General features: G+C 36.7%; 14 protein-coding genes, 2 tRNA genes and 3 rRNA genes. 8 read left to right on the top strand and 11 right to left on the bottom strand.

Going from position 1 to position 21,557, the window contains the following annotated elements; genetic code table 11:
- Nucleotides 1-4: 4 nt before the first annotated feature.
- The 8 genes from OZP10_RS04435 to thrS form a co-directional block, all read right to left on the bottom strand.
- Nucleotides 5-1,792: an ATP-binding protein gene (locus tag OZP10_RS04435; RefSeq protein ID WP_281633685.1), complete on the bottom strand. Its 1,788-nt coding sequence runs from the start codon at nucleotides 1,790-1,792 to the stop codon at nucleotides 5-7.
- Nucleotides 1,792-3,513: a tetratricopeptide repeat-containing sensor histidine kinase gene (locus OZP10_RS04430; protein WP_281633684.1), complete on the bottom strand. Its 1,722-nt coding sequence runs from the start codon at nucleotides 3,511-3,513 to the stop codon at nucleotides 1,792-1,794. The genes OZP10_RS04435 and OZP10_RS04430 overlap by 1 nt, the downstream gene beginning before the upstream one ends.
- A gap of 168 nt (nucleotides 3,514-3,681) precedes the next feature.
- The gene (locus tag OZP10_RS04425) at nucleotides 3,682-4,116 is read right to left on the bottom strand and encodes a carboxymuconolactone decarboxylase family protein (RefSeq protein ID WP_281633683.1); all 435 of its coding nucleotides are present in this window, start codon (nucleotides 4,114-4,116) and stop codon (nucleotides 3,682-3,684) included.
- Nucleotides 4,117-4,195: 79 nt separating this feature from the next.
- Nucleotides 4,196-4,768, bottom strand: a complete 573-nt coding sequence (locus tag OZP10_RS04420) for a Crp/Fnr family transcriptional regulator (protein ID WP_281633682.1) — start codon at nucleotides 4,766-4,768, stop codon at nucleotides 4,196-4,198.
- Nucleotides 4,769-4,909: 141 nt separating this feature from the next.
- Complete coding sequence (gene rplT / locus OZP10_RS04415; RefSeq protein WP_008464948.1) at nucleotides 4,910-5,254, bottom strand: 50S ribosomal protein L20; 345 nt, start codon at nucleotides 5,252-5,254, stop codon at nucleotides 4,910-4,912.
- 184 nt (nucleotides 5,255-5,438) lie between these two features.
- Entirely contained in the window at nucleotides 5,439-5,636 is a 198-nt protein-coding gene (gene rpmI, locus OZP10_RS04410) for a 50S ribosomal protein L35 (RefSeq protein WP_007810722.1), read from the bottom strand.
- A 99-nt stretch (nucleotides 5,637-5,735) separates the two neighbouring features.
- Nucleotides 5,736-6,230: a translation initiation factor IF-3 gene (gene infC / locus OZP10_RS04405; protein WP_211516891.1), complete on the bottom strand. Its 495-nt coding sequence runs from the start codon at nucleotides 6,228-6,230 to the stop codon at nucleotides 5,736-5,738.
- 76 nt (nucleotides 6,231-6,306) lie between these two features.
- Nucleotides 6,307-8,253: a threonine--tRNA ligase gene (gene thrS, locus OZP10_RS04400; RefSeq protein WP_281633681.1), complete on the bottom strand. Its 1,947-nt coding sequence runs from the start codon at nucleotides 8,251-8,253 to the stop codon at nucleotides 6,307-6,309.
- Between the two features lie 570 nt (nucleotides 8,254-8,823).
- Here thrS and OZP10_RS04395 point away from each other — a divergent pair.
- The 7 genes from OZP10_RS04395 (at nucleotide 8,824) to pafA (ending at nucleotide 16,385) form a co-directional block, all read left to right on the top strand.
- Complete coding sequence (locus OZP10_RS04395) at nucleotides 8,824-9,057, top strand: hypothetical protein (protein WP_281631418.1); 234 nt, start codon at nucleotides 8,824-8,826, stop codon at nucleotides 9,055-9,057.
- Between the two features lie 230 nt (nucleotides 9,058-9,287).
- A 16S ribosomal RNA gene (locus OZP10_RS04390) occupies nucleotides 9,288-10,801 on the top strand.
- A gap of 126 nt (nucleotides 10,802-10,927) precedes the next feature.
- Nucleotides 10,928-11,001: transfer RNA gene (locus OZP10_RS04385), tRNA-Ile, on the top strand.
- 89 nt (nucleotides 11,002-11,090) lie between these two features.
- Nucleotides 11,091-11,164, top strand: a tRNA-Ala gene (locus OZP10_RS04380).
- Between the two features lie 128 nt (nucleotides 11,165-11,292).
- A 23S ribosomal RNA gene (locus OZP10_RS04375) occupies nucleotides 11,293-14,173 on the top strand.
- A 147-nt stretch (nucleotides 14,174-14,320) separates the two neighbouring features.
- Nucleotides 14,321-14,430, top strand: a 5S ribosomal RNA gene (rrf, locus tag OZP10_RS04370).
- Together the 16S, 23S and 5S rRNA genes with 2 tRNA genes alongside form the textbook arrangement of a ribosomal RNA operon.
- A 335-nt stretch (nucleotides 14,431-14,765) precedes the next feature.
- Nucleotides 14,766-16,385, top strand: coding sequence for an alkaline phosphatase PafA (gene pafA / locus OZP10_RS04365; RefSeq protein WP_281633680.1), 1,620 nt, complete (start codon nucleotides 14,766-14,768; stop codon nucleotides 16,383-16,385).
- A 169-nt stretch (nucleotides 16,386-16,554) separates the two neighbouring features.
- On the opposite strand, the gene ald is transcribed toward pafA, so the two are convergent.
- Nucleotides 16,555-17,673, bottom strand: a complete 1,119-nt coding sequence (ald, locus tag OZP10_RS04360) for an alanine dehydrogenase (RefSeq protein WP_281633679.1) — start codon at nucleotides 17,671-17,673, stop codon at nucleotides 16,555-16,557.
- A 201-nt stretch (nucleotides 17,674-17,874) separates the two neighbouring features.
- Here ald and OZP10_RS04355 point away from each other — a divergent pair, with 201 nt between their 5' ends.
- The gene (locus tag OZP10_RS04355; protein ID WP_053474073.1) at nucleotides 17,875-18,333 is read left to right on the top strand and encodes an Lrp/AsnC family transcriptional regulator; all 459 of its coding nucleotides are present in this window, start codon (nucleotides 17,875-17,877) and stop codon (nucleotides 18,331-18,333) included.
- A 64-nt stretch (nucleotides 18,334-18,397) separates the two neighbouring features.
- Here the strand turns inward: OZP10_RS04355 and OZP10_RS04350 are convergent, their stop codons facing one another.
- Together OZP10_RS04350 and OZP10_RS04345 are read right to left on the bottom strand one after the other, a co-directional pair.
- Entirely contained in the window at nucleotides 18,398-19,846 is a 1,449-nt protein-coding gene (locus tag OZP10_RS04350; RefSeq protein ID WP_281633678.1) for a glyceraldehyde-3-phosphate dehydrogenase, read from the bottom strand.
- A gap of 203 nt (nucleotides 19,847-20,049) precedes the next feature.
- Nucleotides 20,050-21,450 (bottom strand): trypsin-like peptidase domain-containing protein, encoded by a 1,401-nt coding sequence (locus OZP10_RS04345; RefSeq protein WP_281633677.1) that lies wholly within the window; start codon nucleotides 21,448-21,450, stop codon nucleotides 20,050-20,052.
- Between the last annotated feature and the right edge of the window lie 107 nt (nucleotides 21,451-21,557).

Below are 21,557 nucleotides of genomic sequence, written 5' to 3'. Positions count from 1 at the left end.
TGGGTTATATTGGGAATTTGAAATTAATTTTAAAACCTCTTTGCAAGCTTGTGTCAAAATTAAGAGTTCCTTTTATTGTTTTAATACGGTTTTCCACATTTTGTAGTCTTTTTTCTAAAATATTATTTTCTGATGTGATTTCACTGCTGTTGTCGGTGTAATAAATTATTAGGTTTTTATCTATTTCTTTAGCAACAATGCTTACTAAACTTGAAGTGTTAGATTTTTTCATATTGAATAGTAATTCTTGCAAAATTCTGTAGAGTATTATTTTTTTATTTTTGTCAATTTTATTCCAAGAAATGGAATCTAAGCCGTTAAGGATAATGTTCACATCTTGAGTTTTATATTCTGAAATCATTTCCTTCAAGACAGACAAGTATCGGTCATCAATAGGAACTTTGCTGTTTTCTCGCGATATATTTCGAGTTTTCGAGTAGATATTATTTAAACTATTCAACAGTTTTTCTTTATCTTCCTTGTTTTCTACATTGTTATTCTGAACAAATAATAATGTTTCATATATATTAGAGTTAAGCTCATTATGGAGTTTCTGAGATATTCTCATTTCACTTTTAAGTATGATGTCGTTTTTTTCTCGTTTGCCTTTAGTCGTAATATAAAATATTAAAAAAAGTATAATAAATAGGCTTAAAGAAATTACGACATAAGAAATATAGCTTCTGTTTTTTTGTCTTTGCAATTGTAATTCTTTTTCTGCTTTTTGATTTTTGAGTTCAAAGTTTTCGTCTTTATCTTTCTTTGAGTCGTATATTAAGTCAGCAAATTGATTTTTTGCCATTTTTCTGCTTAAATAGAGACTATCATTTTTTCTAGTATAAATTTTCCAGAGTTTTTTTGAATTTTCAGCTTTATCTACTTCAATTAGATCGGCTAATCTATCGATCTCATTTCCTGCTGATTTTGCTCGTTTTGCAGCATAATATGATTTCTCTGCATAATATTTTTTTAGTTTTGGATTATAGTATTTTGAGTAATATTTATAATAACCAAAATAGTTAGCAATTAGTTCAAAATCATTGTTATATGGGATGGTTAATTCTAAACTTTCGTCAAGGCACTTTAAAGCTTGCTCTTTATGATTTCCTAGGCCTATGTAGGAAAGAGCTAGATTATACAATATGGCCGAACGTACAATGTTTGTGTTTGAAGGTGTAATTTGATCTGCAATTTTACACTTAGATATTGGCTCTAATATATCTTTAGCTTCTTGATATTTTTCTTGTTGAACATAAACAAATGCAATTTCAGATAATATTCGCGCTTTTCTAAATGTGGATATTGCTGTTTTTAAAGCTTTTCTATGATAGTATAGTGCCTTTTCGGTATTATAAGTATAAAAATAGTTGTAAGCCATAAACGTGTAAGCATTGATGGCATACTTTTTATTAGATGTTTTTTCTAAATAAGGAAATGCTTTTATAAGTGTTGTTTCTGCTTCGTAAAAATTGCCATATCGTTGCAAGATTTCGACTATGTAGTTTAATGAACCAACATATGCATCTGCATAATCTTCTTTTGGCTCACATAGTAATTGCGTTTTGTTAAAGTAGAAATAAGCGCTGTCAAATTTTCCAGCATTAAAAAAAGCATGAGCTTTTTCTGATGTTTTTTTTATTTTAATTGTGAGGTCGGCTTTTACGTGCTTTTTTTGTTGTTTTTCTGTTCCAGAAAACTGTACGAAAAAAAGAGTTGCTATAATCAAACAAACGATTAGCAAGCAGAAAAGAATATTTTTTTTGTGAAAAAAGCGGATCAAGTTCTTAATCATTATACAGGAAATTTAATTAAAACCTTAAAACCTTTTCCAAAATCTGAATGAATTTCAACCTTGCCTTTTATGGCTAGAATTCTATTCTCAATATTATGCAAGCCATTTTTGTGAACCATTTTGTTTGAATCAATTCCTTTGCCGTTGTCTGTATAATTGATTATAATAGTATTGTCTCTTTTCTTAAAAGTTATGGCAACCAAAGTGGCGTTACTATGTTTTTTCATATTTACCAACAATTCTTGAATAGTTCTGTAAACAGATACTTTTTTAATTTCATCCAATTGATCCCATGAAATTTCATCTAATCCATTTATTAAGAGGTTCATCTTAGACGTATTAAACCCGGAAATCATCTCTTTAAGTGAAATTGTAAAATTTTGACTGCTCAAAATCGAATTATTTTCCATTGATACATCTCTTGTTCTAGAATAGATATCATCTAGCTTTTTCAATAAATGACTTCTGTTTTCTTCAATAGATAGATTTCTGTTCTCTACAAAGGCAAGCGTATGGTAAATATCATTAGCTAATTCGTCATGTAGTTTTTTTGAAATTCGAGTTTCGCTTCGATAAGTTGCTTCAATTTTTTGACGAGTAGTTCGTGCAGTCAGATAATAATAAACAAAAACAATTAAGCATGAGGCTAATATCATTACGATATATGAGATAATATTTTTGCTTTCTTGTTTTTCTAATTGCAGTTCATTTTTGATTTTTTGGGCTTTTAATTTTAAGTTTTCATCTTTTTCCCTTTTAGAATCATATTTCATTTTTGCAAATTGATTTTTTGCCTTTTGTCTGAATGCATAAATACTATGATTCTCTTTTATATAGAGAAGTGCCTTTTCTTTTGTCTCTGAAGCAGAATTAGTGTTTTCTATAATAAATTTTAAAGCAAGCAAACGATTATTAGTATTTCCAGACAAGGTGTAGTTTTTGTAGCTTAATTTAGCATACATCATCGATAAAGTTTTATTGTTGTAATAATATTGGGCAAGATTATAATACGTTTTGCCTAATCCATCTTCATTTTTTGATTTAGTGCTAATTTGTAAACTCTTTTTATAAAAGCTCAAAGCTTTCGAATCGTTGAGTTTGAAATAACAGTAACCTATATAGTCTAATATTTTGGAATAATAAATTGGATTTTGCTGTACAATTTTTTCTTTACTAATGGAGAGAAAAGTTTGAAGCGCGTTATTATACTTGTGCTGTTTTATATAAATTGTGGCTATGTTATTTTTTGCTTCAAGTACGTTGATCCTGTCGATTTTTAAATTAAAGGCTTTAGAGTAATAGTAAATAGCATTTGGGTAATCATAAGTATAATAATAGTTTCTTCCTAAAACACTATAGATATTCCATATGTAATTTGGATCTTTAATTTTATTTAAATAAGGAATTACCTCTGTGGCAGTCTTCGTGCTTCCAATAAAATCTTCATGTGCTTGTTGGATTTCGGCCATATAGTACATGCAGTAAACGTAGTTTTTGGCATCTTCGTTTGGATTGCATTTTGTTCTCGCTTTATTGTAAAAGTAAAATGCACTATCTAACTCTTTATTCTTATAAAATGAATCAGCAGCATTTATTATCTTTCCTATTTCGACCTTGTTATTTGTAATTTTCTCTGTTAAATATTTTTTCTTCTGACAGGCAAAAAAGATTGTAAAAATTAAAATTATATATAGAAAAAATTGTGCTTTTTTTGTAACCATGCGCCAAAAATAAAAAAATCTAGATTTTACAAAAGAGTATAAATACGGTATTTTGTAAAAACTTAAATTTTCTGATTTCCGTATTCTCATTTACAGATATATACAAACAAGCCCTCTAGTTAGAGGGCTTGTCTTTAGATATTTGTTGTAAAATTTATCTTTATAAAATTATTGGGCACGCATTCCTGTTGCAATTCCTATTCTATTCCAAGCATTAATTGTGATAATAGCTAAAATGATTTCGGCAAGGTATTTTTCGTCAAATAATTTGGCTGCATTTTGATAAACTTCTTCAGAAACGTGATTGCTTATTAAAGTAATTTCTTCGGTCAAAGCCAATATTGCTTTTTCTTCTTCAGAATAAAAATCAGCCTCACGCCACGCGCTTAATAAATAGATGCGTTCTTCTGTAACACCTAGTTTTCGCGCATCAGCAGTGTGCATGTTGATACAATAAGCGCATCCATTTATTTGAGACGCCCTAATTTTGATTAATTCTTTGTGCACTGGAGACAATGATGTTGATGCGATATATTTTTCTAAGCCTAACATGGCTTGATAAGCTTCTGGAGCAACCTGTGGGATAACAATTCTTGATTTCATTTTTATATGTTTTAAAAGTTCATTACAAAGGTCAGTAATCAATACTTTTAAAAACTTGAACTACTTCAAGAAATTCAAATCAGACTTTTCCGGCTCTTATTTTACTCATAAATTCCGCAGAAAAATCTAAGTAGGAGGCAAGCATGTATTGAGGAACGCGTTGTACAAAATCTGGAAAATTGTCATTAAAATGATGATATCTTTCTTCAGCAGACATCGTAAACAAGAATTTAATTCGCATTTGTGTTGCGCCGAAACTTTTTTGAGTAACGATTCTAAAGTATCTTTCAAGATTTGGAATTTCAATTAGTAATGACTCCAAAACGTTTTTATCAATAGCAATAACCTCTGACGTCTCTATTGCTTGCAAATAAAAGCTTGATGGGATATGATTATGGTAACTCAAATAATCAGTAATCCACCAGTTTTCAATTCCAAATTGAAGTGTTTGCTCAGTACCTTTAGAATTGATTATATATTGACGCATACAGCCTTTTACAATAAAATACATTGTATTACAGATTTGGCCTTCTTGAAGTACATGTTCTTTTTTCTTGATCTGCGAAAGACTAAGAGAAGATTCTAATAAATCAATCTCAGAATGTGCTAGATCAATAAACTTTTGAATATGAAGGATAAGTGCGTTTTGCATTTTTTTAGCTACTTTAAAGTAAAAGTAATTCATTATTTGGGACTTAACCAAAACTTGTTGTAAAAACAAAAAAACCATTCGAGTTAACGAATGGTTTCTTTTATAATAAGTAAGTAATCTTAAATTGAGTTTATAAAACGTTTATTTTACTTTATTAAGAATAGCTTTGAAAGCTTCTGGGTGGTTCATAGCTAAATCTGCAAGAACTTTACGGTTCAATTCGATTCCGTTAGCTTTAACTTTCCCCATGAATTGAGAATAAGACATTCCTTCTAATCTAGCTCCAGCGTTGATACGTTGAATCCATAATGAACGGAAATTTCTTTTGTTTTGTTTTCTATCGCGGTAAGCGTAGCTCATCGCTTTCTCTACTGCATTCTTAGCAACTGTCCAAACGTTTTTACGTCTTCCAAAGAAACCTTTGGCTTGCTTCATTATTTTTTTTCTTCTTGCTCTTTTAGCAACTGAATTTACCGATCTTGGCATAATTTTAATGTGTTTTTGTAGCAGGCGTCCTGAATTAAATCAAAGGAACTTAAAGCCATACTCCAAGGTTATATAAATAATTTTTTAACCTAAAGAAAATCTTTAGTCTAATGTTTTAAGGTCAAATGCATAAAGTCAGATACTGACTTTTAAACTTTATGACTTTCTAACTTTTGACTTATAATTAGATAATTCTTAATTGTTGTTTGATGCTTTTCATATCTGTTGAGTGAACTAGCGCTGAGTGTGTCAAAGCTAATTTACGTTTTTTAGATTTTTTAGTCAAGATGTGACTTTTAAAAGCATGCTTTCTTTTAATTTTTCCAGAGCCAGTAACTTTAAAACGTTTCTTAGCGCTAGATTTTGTTTTCATTTTAGGCATTTTTCCTAGTGTTTTAATTTATTCTTACTTACTTATTTTTTTGTTTCAGGTTTAAAGTTTCAAGTTCTTTGACTGAACACTGAGACTGAAAACGGAACACTATTTCTTTTTCTTCGGAGCAATGAACATAATCATTCTCTTTCCTTCCAAAACAGGCATAGCTTCAACTTTACCATGTTCTTCTAAATCCTGAGCAAGACGTAATAATAGAATCTGACCTTGATCTTTGTAGATGATAGAACGTCCTTTAAAGAATACAAAAGCTTTTAATTTAGCTCCTTCTTTCAAGAATTTCTCAGCGTTCTTTCTCTTAAATTCATAATCATGCTCATCAGTTTGAGGACCAAATCGAATCTCTTTTACAACAACCTGAGAAGATTTAGCTTTTAATGCTTTATCTCTTTTCTTTTGTTCGTAAACAAATTTCTTGTAGTCCATGATTTTACAAACTGGTGGTTCAGCGTTTGGCGAAATTTCAACCAAATCCAGCTCAAGCTGATCAGCTAAACGTAACGCGTCTGCTATTTTAAAAACCCCAGGCTCAATGTTTTCACCTACAAGACGTACTTCAGGAACACGAATAAGATTGTTTATTCTGTGCGCATCTTTTTTTTCTACTCGAGGTTGAAAACCTCTGTTACTTTTTATTGCTATGACTTTCTAATTTAAGTTAAACTGTAAATACTTTTAATGTCTTTTTTATTTCTTCGTCAACAATCGAAGCAAATTCTTCAATCGAAACTGTGATATTGCCTTTTCCTTCTTGTCCGTGACGACGAATAGAAATTGTACCGTTTTTCTCTTCTTCCTCACCAACGATAAGCATAAATGGAATTTTCTGCATCTCTGCATCTCTAATTTTCTTACCGATAGTTTCGTTTCGGTTGTCAATTAGGGCGCGAATTTCGTGATTTTCTAGCAAATCTAAAACTTTTTTAGCATAATTTTCGTATTTCTCGCTCAAAGACAAGATAATAGCCTGCTCAGGCATTAGCCAAAGTGGGAAATTTCCTGCTGTATGCTCTAGTAAAATTGCTATAAAACGTTCCATAGATCCAAAAGGAGCTCTGTGAATCATAACAGGGCGATGTAATTCATTATCAGCACCTTTGTAAGTCAATTCAAAACGCTCAGGCAAGTTGTAATCTACCTGAATTGTTCCTAATTGCCATTGTCTTCCCAAAGCATCTTTTACCATGAAATCTAGTTTCGGACCATAAAATGCGGCTTCACCATATTCTACAACAGTATTAAGACCTTTGTCTTTTGCTGCATTGATGATAGCATTTTCGGCTTTCTCCCAGTTTTCATCTGTACCAATGTATTTTTCTCTGTCTTCCTGATCTCGTAATGAGATTTGAGCTGTAAAGTTTTCAAAACCTAATGAACCAAATACATATAATACAAGGTCAATTACTTTTTTGAACTCTTCATCCAACTGTTCTGGAGTACAGAAAATATGTGCGTCATCTTGAGTAAATCCTCTAACACGTGTTAAACCGTGTAATTCACCAGATTGCTCGTATCTATAAACGGTTCCAAATTCAGCATAACGCTTAGGTAAATCCTTATATGACCAAGGTCTTACATTGTAAATCTCACAGTGGTGAGGGCAGTTCATTGGTTTTAATAAAAATTCTTCACCTTCTGCTGGCGTATGAATTGGTTGGAAACTATCAGCTCCATATTTAGCATAGTGACCAGAAGTTACATAAAGTTCTTTTTGACCAATGTGCGGACTCACAACTTGTTCGTATCCAGCTTTCTTTTGAGCTTTTTTCAAGAATTGCTCCAAACGATCTCTTAAGGCAGCTCCTTTTGGTAGCCATAAAGGTAAACCTTGGCCAACTTTCTGAGAGAAAGCGAACAGTTCAAGTTCTTTTCCTAATTTACGATGATCACGGCGTTTTGCTTCCTCAAGAAGTTCAAGATACTCAGTTAAATCTTTTTGTTTAGGGAAAGAAGTTCCGTAAACGCGAGTTAACTGTTTGTTTTTCTCATCACCTCTCCAGTAAGCACCAGCAACACTCATGATTTTTACGGCTTTGATAATTCCAGTGTTTGGAATATGACCACCGCGGCATAAGTCAGTAAAAGTAGCGTGGTCGCAGAATGTAATAGTTCCATCTTCAAGATTTGAAATCAATTCAGTCTTGTAAACGTTGTCTTTATACATTTCCAATGCTTCCGCTTTAGTTACTGGACGCATTTTAAAATCAAACTTTCCTCTTGCAATTTCAAGAATACGGTCTTCGATCTTTTTGAAATCAGCTTCAGAAATTTTCTGATCTTCAAAATCTACATCATAATAGAAGCCATTAGAAATTGCAGGTCCAAGAGTTAATTTAATTCCTGGGTACAATTCCTCAAGAGCTTGAGCCATTACGTGCGAAGTCGAATGCCAGAAAGCTTTTTTACCTTCAGCATCATTCCAAGTATATAGTATAAGATTACCGTCGGTCGTCAATGGAGTCTCGGTTTCAATAGTTGTACCATTAAAAGATGCAGAAATCACGTTTCTAGCAAAACCTTCGCTAATGTTTTTAGCGACCTCCATTGGAGTTACGCCTTGAGCGAACTCTCTAATTGACCCATCGGGTAAAGTAATCTTGATCATTGTTTATAATTTTGTGAATGCAAATATACATGATTACAAAAATACATACAATATATATATGTAGAAGATTGCTTTATTATGTGTAAGAGCGTTTCTCCTTTGTGGGCCTTCAGTTTTTTAAATCCTATCGGGTTCGCTTTTTGTACATATATAAGTATTGAAGCTTTGATATGATATATATGAGTCATGACTTGATGGCCGCGATTATTCTGTTAAGGGCGGCTGTAGCGTTTTTGAATTGTCATATGTTTTAATAAGGAGCTATTTCCCGCTATCCGCTCCAATCTTCTGCTTTTTAAAGGAAAAAGCAGAAGGATTTCCGCTTCTATCGGGGCTAGGGCATGAGTTTTCAGAAGGAAAAAGGAGAAAACTTCACGTTCAGGCGTTTTTTCGGGATTAAAAGTATGGCAAAAAAAGGCATAGAAGATAAAAATCCGTAAAAATGGGAGAGGGAAGATGGCTTAAAATAGAGAAAAAAGAAAGGACTGCAGAAAAACCTCACAATGTTTTAGAAAAAGTCGGTCTGTAAAGAAGCTGTTATCAGTGCGTTAAGAAAAAAGGGCAAAAAAGATGGAAAAAAGACGCATAAAAGTATTGGAAAAGCGGAAAAAGGTTCTACTTTTGCACCCGCAACAGCGAAAGGCGCTCTTCGAAATACTGGCAGGAAAGAAGGATTTAAGGGAAAGAAATTTCCAGAAAAAAAGATCCGGAAAAGCTTGCGAGATTCGGAAATGCTTTTTACATTTGCACCCCGCAAAACACGGAAAGCTCTTTGAAAGATTGGAAGAAGAATTGGGAAAATGAGGCAAAAAAAAGCTTTAAAAATTTTTCAAGTTTTTCTTGCAGGAAACAAAAAGAAGTTTTAGTTTTGCACCCGCTTTGAGAGATAAGCGAAAGACAGAGAAATTACGTTCGTAGACATATTGAATTGACAGCCGTCTCGTTTAAAACGAGACAGAAGAATAAGAGCAGTAGGATCGTGAGATTCGAAAAAGAACCGATAGGAATAGCATCGAATAATAATATTAAAATATACGATGAAGAGTTTGATCCTGGCTCAGGATGAACGCTAGCGGCAGGCTTAACACATGCAAGTCGAGGGGTAGGGCACTTCGGTGCTTGAGACCGGCGCACGGGTGCGTAACGCGTATGCAATCTGCCTTTCACAGAGGGATAGCCCAGAGAAATTTGGATTAATACCTCATAGCATTACGGGATGGCATCATCCTGTAATTAAAGTCACAACGGTGAAAGATGAGCATGCGTCCCATTAGCTAGTTGGTAAGGTAACGGCTTACCAAGGCAACGATGGGTAGGGGTCCTGAGAGGGAGATCCCCCACACTGGTACTGAGACACGGACCAGACTCCTACGGGAGGCAGCAGTGAGGAATATTGGTCAATGGGCGCAAGCCTGAACCAGCCATGCCGCGTGCAGGATGACGGTCCTATGGATTGTAAACTGCTTTTGTACGGGAAGAAACACTCCTTCGTGAAGGAGCTTGACGGTACCGTAAGAATAAGGATCGGCTAACTCCGTGCCAGCAGCCGCGGTAATACGGAGGATCCAAGCGTTATCCGGAATCATTGGGTTTAAAGGGTCCGTAGGCGGTCTGGTAAGTCAGTGGTGAAAGCCCATCGCTCAACGGTGGAACGGCCATTGATACTGCTGGACTTGAATTACTGGGAAGCAACTAGAATATGTAGTGTAGCGGTGAAATGCTTAGAGATTACATGGAATACCAATTGCGAAGGCAGGTTGCTACCAGTGGATTGACGCTGATGGACGAAAGCGTGGGTAGCGAACAGGATTAGATACCCTGGTAGTCCACGCCGTAAACGATGGATACTAGCTGTTGGGAGCAATCTCAGTGGCTAAGCGAAAGTGATAAGTATCCCACCTGGGGAGTACGTTCGCAAGAATGAAACTCAAAGGAATTGACGGGGGCCCGCACAAGCGGTGGAGCATGTGGTTTAATTCGATGATACGCGAGGAACCTTACCAAGGCTTAAATGCAGACTGACCGATTTGGAAACAGATCTTTCGCAAGACAGTTTACAAGGTGCTGCATGGTTGTCGTCAGCTCGTGCCGTGAGGTGTCAGGTTAAGTCCTATAACGAGCGCAACCCCTGTTGTTAGTTGCCAGCGAGTAGTGTCGGGAACTCTAACAAGACTGCCAGTGCAAACTGTGAGGAAGGTGGGGATGACGTCAAATCATCACGGCCCTTACGCCTTGGGCTACACACGTGCTACAATGGCCGGTACAGAGAGCAGCCACCTCGCGAGGGGGAGCGAATCTATAAAGCCGGTCACAGTTCGGATCGGAGTCTGCAACTCGACTCCGTGAAGCTGGAATCGCTAGTAATCGGATATCAGCCATGATCCGGTGAATACGTTCCCGGGCCTTGTACACACCGCCCGTCAAGCCATGGAAGCTGGGGGTGCCTGAAGTCGGTGACCGCAAGGAGCTGCCTAGGGTAAAACTGGTAACTAGGGCTAAGTCGTAACAAGGTAGCCGTACCGGAAGGTGCGGCTGGAACACCTCCTTTCTAGAGCCCAAAGCGTTAGCTGAAAAGCACGCTTGGGAAATAAGATGCCTGACTAAAGGTTTGGGATTGAAGATTGTATTGCTCTTGCTGTTAATTTAAAAAAATGATAAAACTTAAGTAAAACAGAGTCTCGTAGCTCAGCTGGTTAGAGTACTACACTGATAATGTAGGGGTCGGCAGTTCGAGTCTGCCCGGGACTACTATTTGACTTAAAAAAGGAAATTTTAGAGGTTGAGGCCTTATGAGAAATAATTCATAACTCATAACTAATAACTCATCACTAAAAAATGGGGGATTAGCTCAGCTGGCTAGAGCGCCTGCCTTGCACGCAGGAGGTCAACGGTTCGACTCCGTTATTCTCCACTGGTCCGAAAGGATAAAAGTTCATTGACATATTGAGATAAGAAAATAATAAGAAAGTAGAAAGCGTTTTTTACAATTCTATTGTGAAAAACAAAAAAAAACGGATCATATTAAATTATGATTTGGTACAATAAGCAAAATAAGGGCGTATGGGGAATGCCTAGGCTCTCAGAGGCGATGAAGGACGTGATAAGCTGCGAAAAGCTGCGGGGACTGGCACACACAGATTGATCCGCAGATATCCGAATGGGGCAACCCGCTATATTGAAGATATAGCACACCGATAGGTGGGCAAACCCGCTGAACTGAAACATCTAAGTAGGCGGAGGAGAAGAAAACAAAAGTGATTCCGTAAGTAGTGGCGAGCGAACGCGGATTAGCCCAAACCAGCATTGTTACGGCATTGCTGGGGTTGTAGGACCGCGACATTTCTTGCATGAAGAATTAGAATCTGCTGGAAAGCAGGGCCATAGAGAGTGATAGCCTCGTATAAGTAATGAATGTAAAGGATAGCGGTATCCTGAGTAGGGCGGGGCACGTGAAACCCTGTCTGAATTTGGCGGGACCATCCGCTAAGGCTAAATACTCCTGAGAGACCGATAGTGAACCAGTACCGTGAGGGAAAGGTGAAAAGAACCGTGAATAACGGAGTGAAATAGATCCTGAAACCATACGCCTACAAGCGGTCGGAGCCCTTTCGTGGGGTGACGGCGTGCCTTTTGCATAATGAGCCTACGAGTTAACGCTGCTGGCAAGGATAAGTGGTTAAGCCATGGATCCGCAGCGAAAGCGAGTCTGAATAGGGCGCTTTAGTCAGTAGTGTTAGACGCGAAACCGTGTGATCTACCCATGGGCAGGTTGAAGCTGTGGTAACACACAGTGGAGGACCGAACCGGTTGACGTTGAAAAGTCTTCGGATGACCTGTGGGTAGGGGTGAAAGGCCAATCAAACTCGGAAATAGCTCGTACTCCCCGAAATGCATTTAGGTGCAGCGTTATTTTAGTTATACAGAGGTAGAGCTACTGATTGGATGCGGGGGCTTCACCGCCTACCAATTCCTGACAAACTCCGAATGCTGTATAATGATTGATAGCAGTGAGGGCTTGGGTGCTAAGGTCCAAGTCCGAGAGGGAAAGAACCCAGACCATCAGCTAAGGTCCCCAAATATATGCTAAGTTGAAAGAACGAGGTTTGTCTGCCCAGACAGCTAGGATGTTGGCTTGGAAGCAGCCATTCATTTAAAGAGTGCGTAACAGCTCACTAGTCGAGCGGACGAGCATGGATAATAATCGGGCATAAGCATATTACCGAAGCTATGGATTTGCATGTATGTGCAAGTGGTAGGGGAGCATTCTGACAGGGCTGAAGGTATCTCGTAAGGGGTGCTGGACCGGTCAGAAAAGAAAATGTAGGCATAAGTAACGATAATGCGGGCGAGAAACCCGCACACCGAAAAACTAAGGTTTCCACAGCTATGCTAATCAGCTGTGGGTTAGTCTGGACCTAAGGCGAACCCGAAAGGGACAGTCGATGGCCAACGGGTTAATATTCCCGTACTTCTTATTGCTGTGATGGGGTGACGGAGTGATGAAAGCGCCGCGAACTGACGGAATAGTTCGTTAAAGCACCTAGCTATAGGGTCTCTAGGCAAATCCGGAGATCTTGGTGAAATGCGATAGTACTCGGAGTCTTCGGACAAAGAGATAGTGCGCCTAAGGGCTTCCAAGAAAAACCTCTAAACTTCAGGCAGTAAGAACCAGTACCGTAAACCGACACAGGTAGTTGAGGAGAGAATCCTAAGGTGCTCGAGAGATTCATGGCTAAGGAATTAGGCAAAATAGACCTGTAACTTCGGGAGAAAGGTCGCCCCGAGCAATCGGGGCCGCAGTGAAGAGGTCCAGGCGACTGTTTATCAAAAACACAGGGCTCTGCAAAATCGTAAGATGAAGTATAGGGCCTGACACCTGCCCGGTGCTGGAAGGTTAAGAGGAGATGTTATCTTCGGAGAAGCATTGAATTGAAGCCCCAGTAAACGGCGGCCGTAACTATAACGGTCCTAAGGTAGCGAAATTCCTTGTCGGGTAAGTTCCGACCTGCACGAATGGTGTAACGATCTGGACACTGTCTCAGCCATGAGCTCGGTGAAATTGTAGTAACGGTGAAGATGCCGTTTACCCGCAGTGGGACGAAAAGACCCTGTGCACCTTTACTATAGCTTAGTATTGACCTTGGATAAATGATGTGTAGGATAGGTTGGAGACTGTGAAGTGGCGTCGCCAGGCGCTGTGGAGTCATTGTTGAAATACAACCCTTTGTTTATCTGAGGCCTAACCCCGTGCTGCGGGGGACAGTGCTTGGTGGGTAGTTTGACTGGGGTGGTCGCCTCCAAAAGAGTAACGGAGGCTTCTAAAGGTTCCCTCAGTACGCTTGGTAACCGTGCGTAGAGTGCAATGGCATAAGGGAGCTTGACTGAGAGACATACAGGTCGATCAGGTACGAAAGTAGAGCATAGTGATCCGGTGGTTCCGCATGGAAGGGCCATCGCTCAAAGGATAAAAGGTACGCCGGGGATAACAGGCTGATCTCCCCCAAGAGCTCATATCGACGGGGGGGTTTGGCACCTCGATGTCGGCTCGTCACATCCTGGGGCTGGAGAAGGTCCCAAGGGTTGGGCTGTTCGCCCATTAAAGTGGCACGCGAGCTGGGTTCAGAACGTCGTGAGACAGTTCGGTCTCTATCTACTGCGGGCGTTAGAAATTTGAGTGGATCTGATTCTAGTACGAGAGGACCGAATTGGACTAACCTCTAGTGTATCTGTTGTCCCGCCAGGGGCACCGCAGAGTAGCTACGTTGGGAAGGGATAAGCGCTGAAAGCATATAAGCGCGAAACCCACCACAAGATGAGATTTCTTTTAAGGATCGTGGAAGATGACCACGTTGATAGGCTACAGATGTAAAGGCAGTAATGTCATAGTCGAGTAGTACTAATAATCCGTAAGCTTATGTACACCCTTTTCCCCCGATGAAAATCGGGGGAGGAAACTTTCTAAAATATTCTTCTTTTCTTTATCTCAATATGTTAAAATATTATTTAATTGATAATTAACAATTCATAATTAACAATTAAAAGATTGCCCAAAGCAATTGTAACTTCTTAAGGTGGTTATTGCGGCGGGGCTCACCTCTTCCCATCCCGAACAGAGAAGTTAAGCCCGCCTGCGCAGATGGTACTGCATCATTGTGGGAGAGTATGTCGTCGCCTTTCTTTTGAAAACCCTATCCAAAACGGATAGGGTTTTCTGTTTTTTGCTGTTTTGGAAAAGATGCCTGCCGGCAGAGGACAATAGCCGCTTATAGGCCGTATGCCGCGTTAGCGATGGAAGCGGCATCCTTTTGCGGGACACCTAAAAGCTCTTTCGCCATTATCCTTCCCCCGCAAAAGATACAGCGGACAGCGCGGCCCGGAGGGAAACGCCATAAGCATCTGAATTATAAAGTCCATAAGTGTTAAATTATAGTCAATTGTTGGCGGTTAAATATTGATACTTTAGACTTTTTGGATTTGAATGAGTATTTTTGTGTTTAAATTACTTTTTAAATATGAAGAAAAATATTTTATTGTTAGCGCTTCTTGCTGTAACAGGTTTAAGTGCGCAACAACGTCCAAAGTTAGTTGTGGGTATAGTTGTGGATCAAATGAAAATGGAATATTTATATCGTTTTTCAGATGATTTTTCTCCAAATGGCTTTAAAAGATTAATGAATGATGGATTTACTTTCCAGAATATGCATTATAATTATATGCCAACTTATACTGCTCCTGGGCACGCTTCAATCTACACAGGTACAACTCCAGCTACTCACGGAATTGTAGGTAACGAATGGTTTAGCAGAACGCTAGGTAAAGAAACGTATTGTACTGACGATGCTGGTGTTAAAACAGTAGGTGATGGTACGGCAGAAGAAGGTGCTATGTCTCCAAAAAACCTTCAAAGTACTACAATTACTGATGAAGTTAGAATGGCTACTAATTTTACTGGTAAAGTTATCGGAATGAGTTTAAAGGATCGTGGTGCTATATTACCAGCTGGTCATTTTGCAAACTGGGCATTTTGGTACAGTAAAACGGGTTCTTTTATTTCTAGTACTTTTTATGGGGAGAAATTACCTGAGTGGGTTACCGAATTCAATAATGAGAAAAACTACTTAAAGTATATCAATAAAGGTTGGGATCTATACAAACCAGCTTCTGTTTATAATGAAAGCCTTCCTGATAATAATCCGTATGAAGGAAAATTATATGGAAGTGCTACGCCAGTTTTTCCATACGATTTAAAATCAATGTATGAGAAAAATGACGCTGGTGTGATTAGAGCTACGCCTTTCGGAAATGATTTGTTAGCTGAGTTTGCAAAAAGAGCTATTGAGAAAGAAGAATTAGGAAAAGATAATATTACAGATTTTTTGACTGTTAGTTTTTCTTCTACAGACTACGTTGGGCACTTGTTAGGGCCAAGATCTATGGAACTTCAAGATACTTACTTGAGATTGGATCAGACTATTGCAGATTTTTTAGCGTACTTAGATAAAACTGTTGGTAAAGGAAATTATTTGCTTTTCTTAACAGCTGATCATGCTGGAGCTGAAAATGTTATTTATTTAAAAGATCGTAAATATAATGTGGATAATTATCCGTCGAAAGAGGTTAAGAAAAGCTTGCAGGACTTTTCAACGAAGACTTTCGGTGTAGATTTGGTTCAAAATTATTCAAATTTTAATGTGTTCTTGAATAAGCAAATCATTAAAGACAAGAAATTAGACCTCGATAAGGTTAAAGATGCTTTTAAAAAGTTTTTAATTACTCAGCCACAAGTTAAAAAGGTATATACAGAGGAGGAAATTTTAGCTAATGCTGGAAATGATTATGCTCTTAATTTTGTAGCAAAAGGATATGATATTACACAAAATGGTGATTTGGTTATTGTGGATAAGCCCGGAATGATAGAGTATACACCAACAGGAACATCGCATGGAACAATTTATAGCTATGATACACATGTACCTGCTATTTTCTACGGTTGGCATATTAAAAAAGGAGAATCTTATGATAAGAAAGCTATTACAGAGATTGCTCCAACAATAGCGCAGAAAATTAAAGTTACGTTTCCAAATGGGACAGAAGCGAAAGTTATGACCGAAGTTTTGGATAGTAAAAAATAATAAAATATAAAGCTTTGAAAACCTGTCTTCGCGACAGGTTTTTTTTATGCCATAAAAAAAGGCTTTTCAATTAAGAAAAGCCTTTTTTTATGCCATAAAAAAAGGCTTTTCAATTAAGAAAAGCCTTTTGTAATAGTGATTTTAGTAAGCACTTATACAAGTATTAGCACTATGCGTTTGCTAATACTATTTCTTCGTTAAAAGGAAGATTCCAAGCTTCTGCAACTCCTTTGTAAAGGATTTTTCCATTAGCTACGTTTAATCCTTTTTTCAATTCTTCATTTTCTGCACATGCTTTTTCCCATCCTTTGTTTGCTAATTGCACAGCATACGGTAAAGTTGCGTTTGTTAAAGCTAAAGTAGAAGTGTAAGGAACAGCTCCTGGCATATTAGCTACACAATAGTGAACGATATCGTCAATAATAAAAGTTGGGTTTTCGTGAGTTGTTGGAGTACAAGTTTCGATACATCCTCCTTGGTCAACAGCAACGTCAACAACAACAGTTCCTGGACGCATTAATTTTAGCATATCACGAGTAATTAAGTGAGGTGCTTTTGCTCCTGGAATTAAAACAGCTCCAACAATTAAGTCAGCATCTTTAATTGCTCTTGTGATATTGTAGTGATTAGACATTTCTGTGTTTACGTTTGCTGGCATGATGTCATCTAACTGACGTAAACGCGGTAAGCTTAAGTCCATAATTGTAACTTGAGCACCTAATCCAGCAGCCATTTTAGCAGCTTGAGTTCCTACGATTCCTCCACCTAAAACTAATACTTTTGCTGGCGGAACACCTGGAACACCACCTAGAAGAATTCCTCTTCCTTTTAATGGTTTTTCAAGGTATTTTGCTCCTTGTTGGATCGCCATACGACCAGCAACTTCAGACATTGGCACTAATAATGGTAAGCTTCTGTCTGTTTTTTCTACAGTTTCGTAAGCTAAACAAACAGCTCCTTTTTCTACCATTGCATGCGTTAATTCTTCAGAAGAAGCGAAGTGGAAATATGTGAATAACAATTGATCTTTTTTGATTAACGGATATTCAGATGCAATTGGTTCTTTTACTTTGATGATCATTTCAGCGATAGCATAAACTTCTTCAATAGTTGGTAAAACAACTGCACCAGCTTCAGCATATTCTGCATCGGCAAAACCACTTCCTAAACCAGCAGTAGATTGAACATATACTGTATGTCCATGTTTTTTCATTTCAGAAACACCTGCAGGAGTTAATGCAACTCTATTTTCGTTATTTTTTATTTCTTTAGGAACACCTATTATCATTTTGTTATATTTTTTTGTTTTTATTGAAATTGTTTTACAAATCTACAGATAGAGAATAAATTATGGTTTAATGCTTCATAAATAAGAAAATATTATTTTATTTTTTATTTTTACAGAAAAATATTCTGTTTTGAAGTGAAATTGATTATTCAAAAAGAAAAAATGACTAAATCGAACTTATTTTAATAAAACGTTTTCGTTATGGCTTTAGATGAAATTGACAAAAAAATACTACGTCTTTTACAAGAAGACGCGCATTACACATTAAAAGACATTGCAAACAAAATAAATCTGTCTTTGACTCCTGTTCATGATCGAGTGAAACGTCTTGAAAAAGATGGCATTATAGAGAAATATGTGACTATTTTAGATAAGAAAAAACTTGGAAATAATTTGACAGTTTATTGCCAAGTTACATTGACAAAGCAGACTTATGATACTTCGGAAGGGTTTAATCAGTCAATTTTGAATTTGCCTGAGGTTGTAGAATGTAATTACGTTTCAGGAAACTTTGATTATATGTTGAAAATCATAATTCCAGACATGGAAAGCTATCATCATTTTCATCAGAAAAAATTATCGGTCTTACCTGAAGTTTCTTTAATAAATACCGTTTTTGTGATTTCGGAGGTTAAAAGCACAACAGTTCTTCCTATTTAAAGTAAAACAAAAAACCATCAAGAAGCTCCTGATGGTTTTAAGAAAAAAAGTTAGTTTGGTTGAATTAATAATAAGTATAACGTCTTACTTTGGCAATATATTTTGCTAAGCGAATTACTTGATGGCTGTAACCATATTCGTTATCGTACCAAATATAAAGTACTATATTTTTACCGTCCTTTGAAACAATCGTTGCATTGCTGTCATAAATAGACGGGGCAGAAGTGCCGACAATATCAGATGAAACTAGTTCGTTATTTAAAGAATATTTTATCTGCTCCACAAGTTCTCCTTCTAGAGCATATTTCTTCATAATTTTATTGATTGCCGTAATAGATGTAGGTTTCTTAACTTCTAAATTTAAAACTACAAGAGATCCATTTGGAACAGGAACTCGAATAGCATTTGAAGTTAGTTTACCTTCTAATGATGGTAAAGCTTTCGCTACCGCACTTCCTGCGCCAGTTTCGGTAATTACCATATTTAAAGCAGCGGCTCTCCCGCGGCGGTATTTTTTATGCATATTATCAACCAAATTTTGGTCGTTTGTATAGGCATGAATTGTTTCTAAGTGTCCTTTTACAACTCCAAGAGTTTCTTCAACAACTTTTAGAATTGGAGTAATGGCATTTGTTGTGCAAGATGCGGCTGAAAAAATGTTTACTTCGTCTGGATTAAAATCGTTATGATTAACACCATGTACAATATTTGGAATACCTTTTCCAGGAGCAGTCAGTAAAACTTTACTAGCTCCGTTTGAAGTTAAATGTCTTTTTAATGCTTCTTCAGTTGTAAATGCTCCAGTATTATCAATTACTAAAGCATCATTTATTCCGTATGCGGTATAATCGATTTCTTCTGGTGAATTTGCTGTAATGATATGAACAGTTGTTCCGTTTATAATTAAGGCATTATTTTTAGCATCGGCTATTACAGATCCTTGGAAATCTCCGTGAATGGAGTCATATCGCAATAGAGAAGCTCGTTTCTCTAAGCTCGTTGCATCGTTCTTATCACGTGTTACAATTGCTCTCAGGCGCAATTGATTTCCTTTTCCAGTTTTTGACATTAGCTCTCTTGCTAATAAACGTCCGATTCTTCCAAAACCATATAAAACAACGTCTTTTGGTTGAATTTCTTTTGAAGATTTTGCTTTTTTTAGCTTATCAATAACAAAATATCTTGCATCTGGATATTTTTCATCCTCTAGGCGATACTCATAAGTAAGTTTTCCTAAATCTATTTTTGCTGGCGGAAGGTCTAATGATAAGACAACTCTTGCAATTTCAACCGAATCAAAAATGGTGATTGGTTTGCCTACAAATTCTCCAGCATATTGATGAAGATTGATAATATCGCTAACGTTTTTATCCAATAATTGATTTTTGAATAAAACCATTTCGATTGATTTGTCATACCATAAATCGCTTATGATTTTAATTAATTCGACGCCGGCTTTTCTTCGGTCGACTTGTAAGGATACCTCTTTTTGGTACAATGATTTGTTACTCATAATTGAAAAAATAAAATGCTCACTATTTTAAAATTTTGCGCAAAAGTATCTATTTCAATCGATTTCGTAAACTATTTTAGCATTTATTTTTGAAAATAAAAAAGCCACCTTAATTTTTCTAAGATGGCTTTTTTGAAGTTTTCAGTCTCGGTCGCAGTTTTTAGTTTTTTTGATTCTTGAAAACTGTCACTGCAAACAGCGACTTAAATTATAATCCTGAAAATCTCTCCATTTCTGTTGATCATTTCAATTCTTACGCTTTGTCCTTCGTCTTTTTTGCTTAAAAGTTTAGAAACAGTTTCAACATTTGTCGCTTTTACATTATCAATGCTAAGAATAATATTTCCTAGTAATTCGTTTTGATATTGCATTAAATTCTCATTGCTTATGTTTTTAATTTTTACACCATAATCAATTCTGAATTTTTTCTTGTCGGTAGCATCAATGTTTTCTAATTCGATTCCTTTAAATTCAGCGCTGTAAAACTCATTTTTACTTAAAGTTACAGGAACCGTTTTGGTTTTTCCTTCTTTAATATAAGTTACTTTTACAACATCGTTTGGACGTTTTGTATTAATATAACCAGATAAATCAGCATATGTCGCAATATTTTGATCATCCAGCTTTACAATAATATCTCCTTTTGTTAAACCAGCTTTTTCTGCGCCTGAGTTTTTAGAAACTCTATTAATGTAGAATCCTTGTGTTTCTGTTACTCCCAATTCTTTAGAAGCCGTTGCATTCAATTCGCCTCCTTCAACACCAAGAATACCTCTTTGAACATTTCCATACTCCATAATATCCTCGATAATTTTTCGGGCAATATTAGAAGGAACGGCAAAAGAATATCCAACATAAGAACCTGTCATAGAAGAAATCATCGTATTAATTCCGATTAATTCTCCTCTTGCATTTACTAACGCTCCACCGCTATTACCTGGGTTTACAGCAGCATCAGTTTGTATGAAAGATTGGATTCCGCTTTGGTCTAAATTTCTGGCTTTCGCCGAAACAATTCCTGCAGTTACTGTTGAAGTTAAATTATACGGGTTTCCAACTGCCAATACCCATTCTCCAACTTTCACATTATCAGAATTGGCAAAAGCAGTGTAAGGAAGTTTTTCATCGGCATTGATTTTTAAAAGGGCAATGTCCATTTTAGAATCTGTACCAATTAACTTCGCTTTGTATGATTTTTTATTGTTTAAAGTAATTTCAATTTCTGTCGCGTCTTTAATTACGTGATTGTTAGTCACAATGTATCCGTCTTCAGAAATAATTACACCAGAACCAGTTCCTACTTGTTCTTGCTGTTGCTGTCCGCCGTATCCGTAGAAAAACTCAAGCATCGGATTGCTTACGGTTCTTCTTGAAACATTTTTTACGTGAACAACAGTATGTACAGTCTTGTCTGCGGCTTCGGTAAAATCTAATGTTTCAGCACCTAAACCAACATTTTTTGCATAAGAATTAGGGGCAAGAGTTACAACAGAATTTCCTTTTCCAAAAAAAGAATTGTTGCTTTCAAATAATAACTTGTAAGCACCAAGAGTAATAGCACCACTTAATAATGACACTAAAAATAAGGCTGAAAATCTTTTCATATTAGAATTTGTAATTAAGTTATTAGAATTTAAGTTTCATGTTTTATTTAACGTAAAATTACTTCAAAAAATTATTTGTAAAAACGGTTTAACGCTCTTTAACAATG

Origin of the sequence: Flavobacterium luteolum (genome assembly GCF_027111275.1) — a bacterium.
GTDB classification, from domain to species: Bacteria; Bacteroidota; Bacteroidia; order Flavobacteriales; family Flavobacteriaceae; genus Flavobacterium; species Flavobacterium luteolum.
The sequence above is the reverse complement of the archived record's forward strand: the minus strand, read 5'-3'. Positions and strand labels throughout refer to the sequence as shown.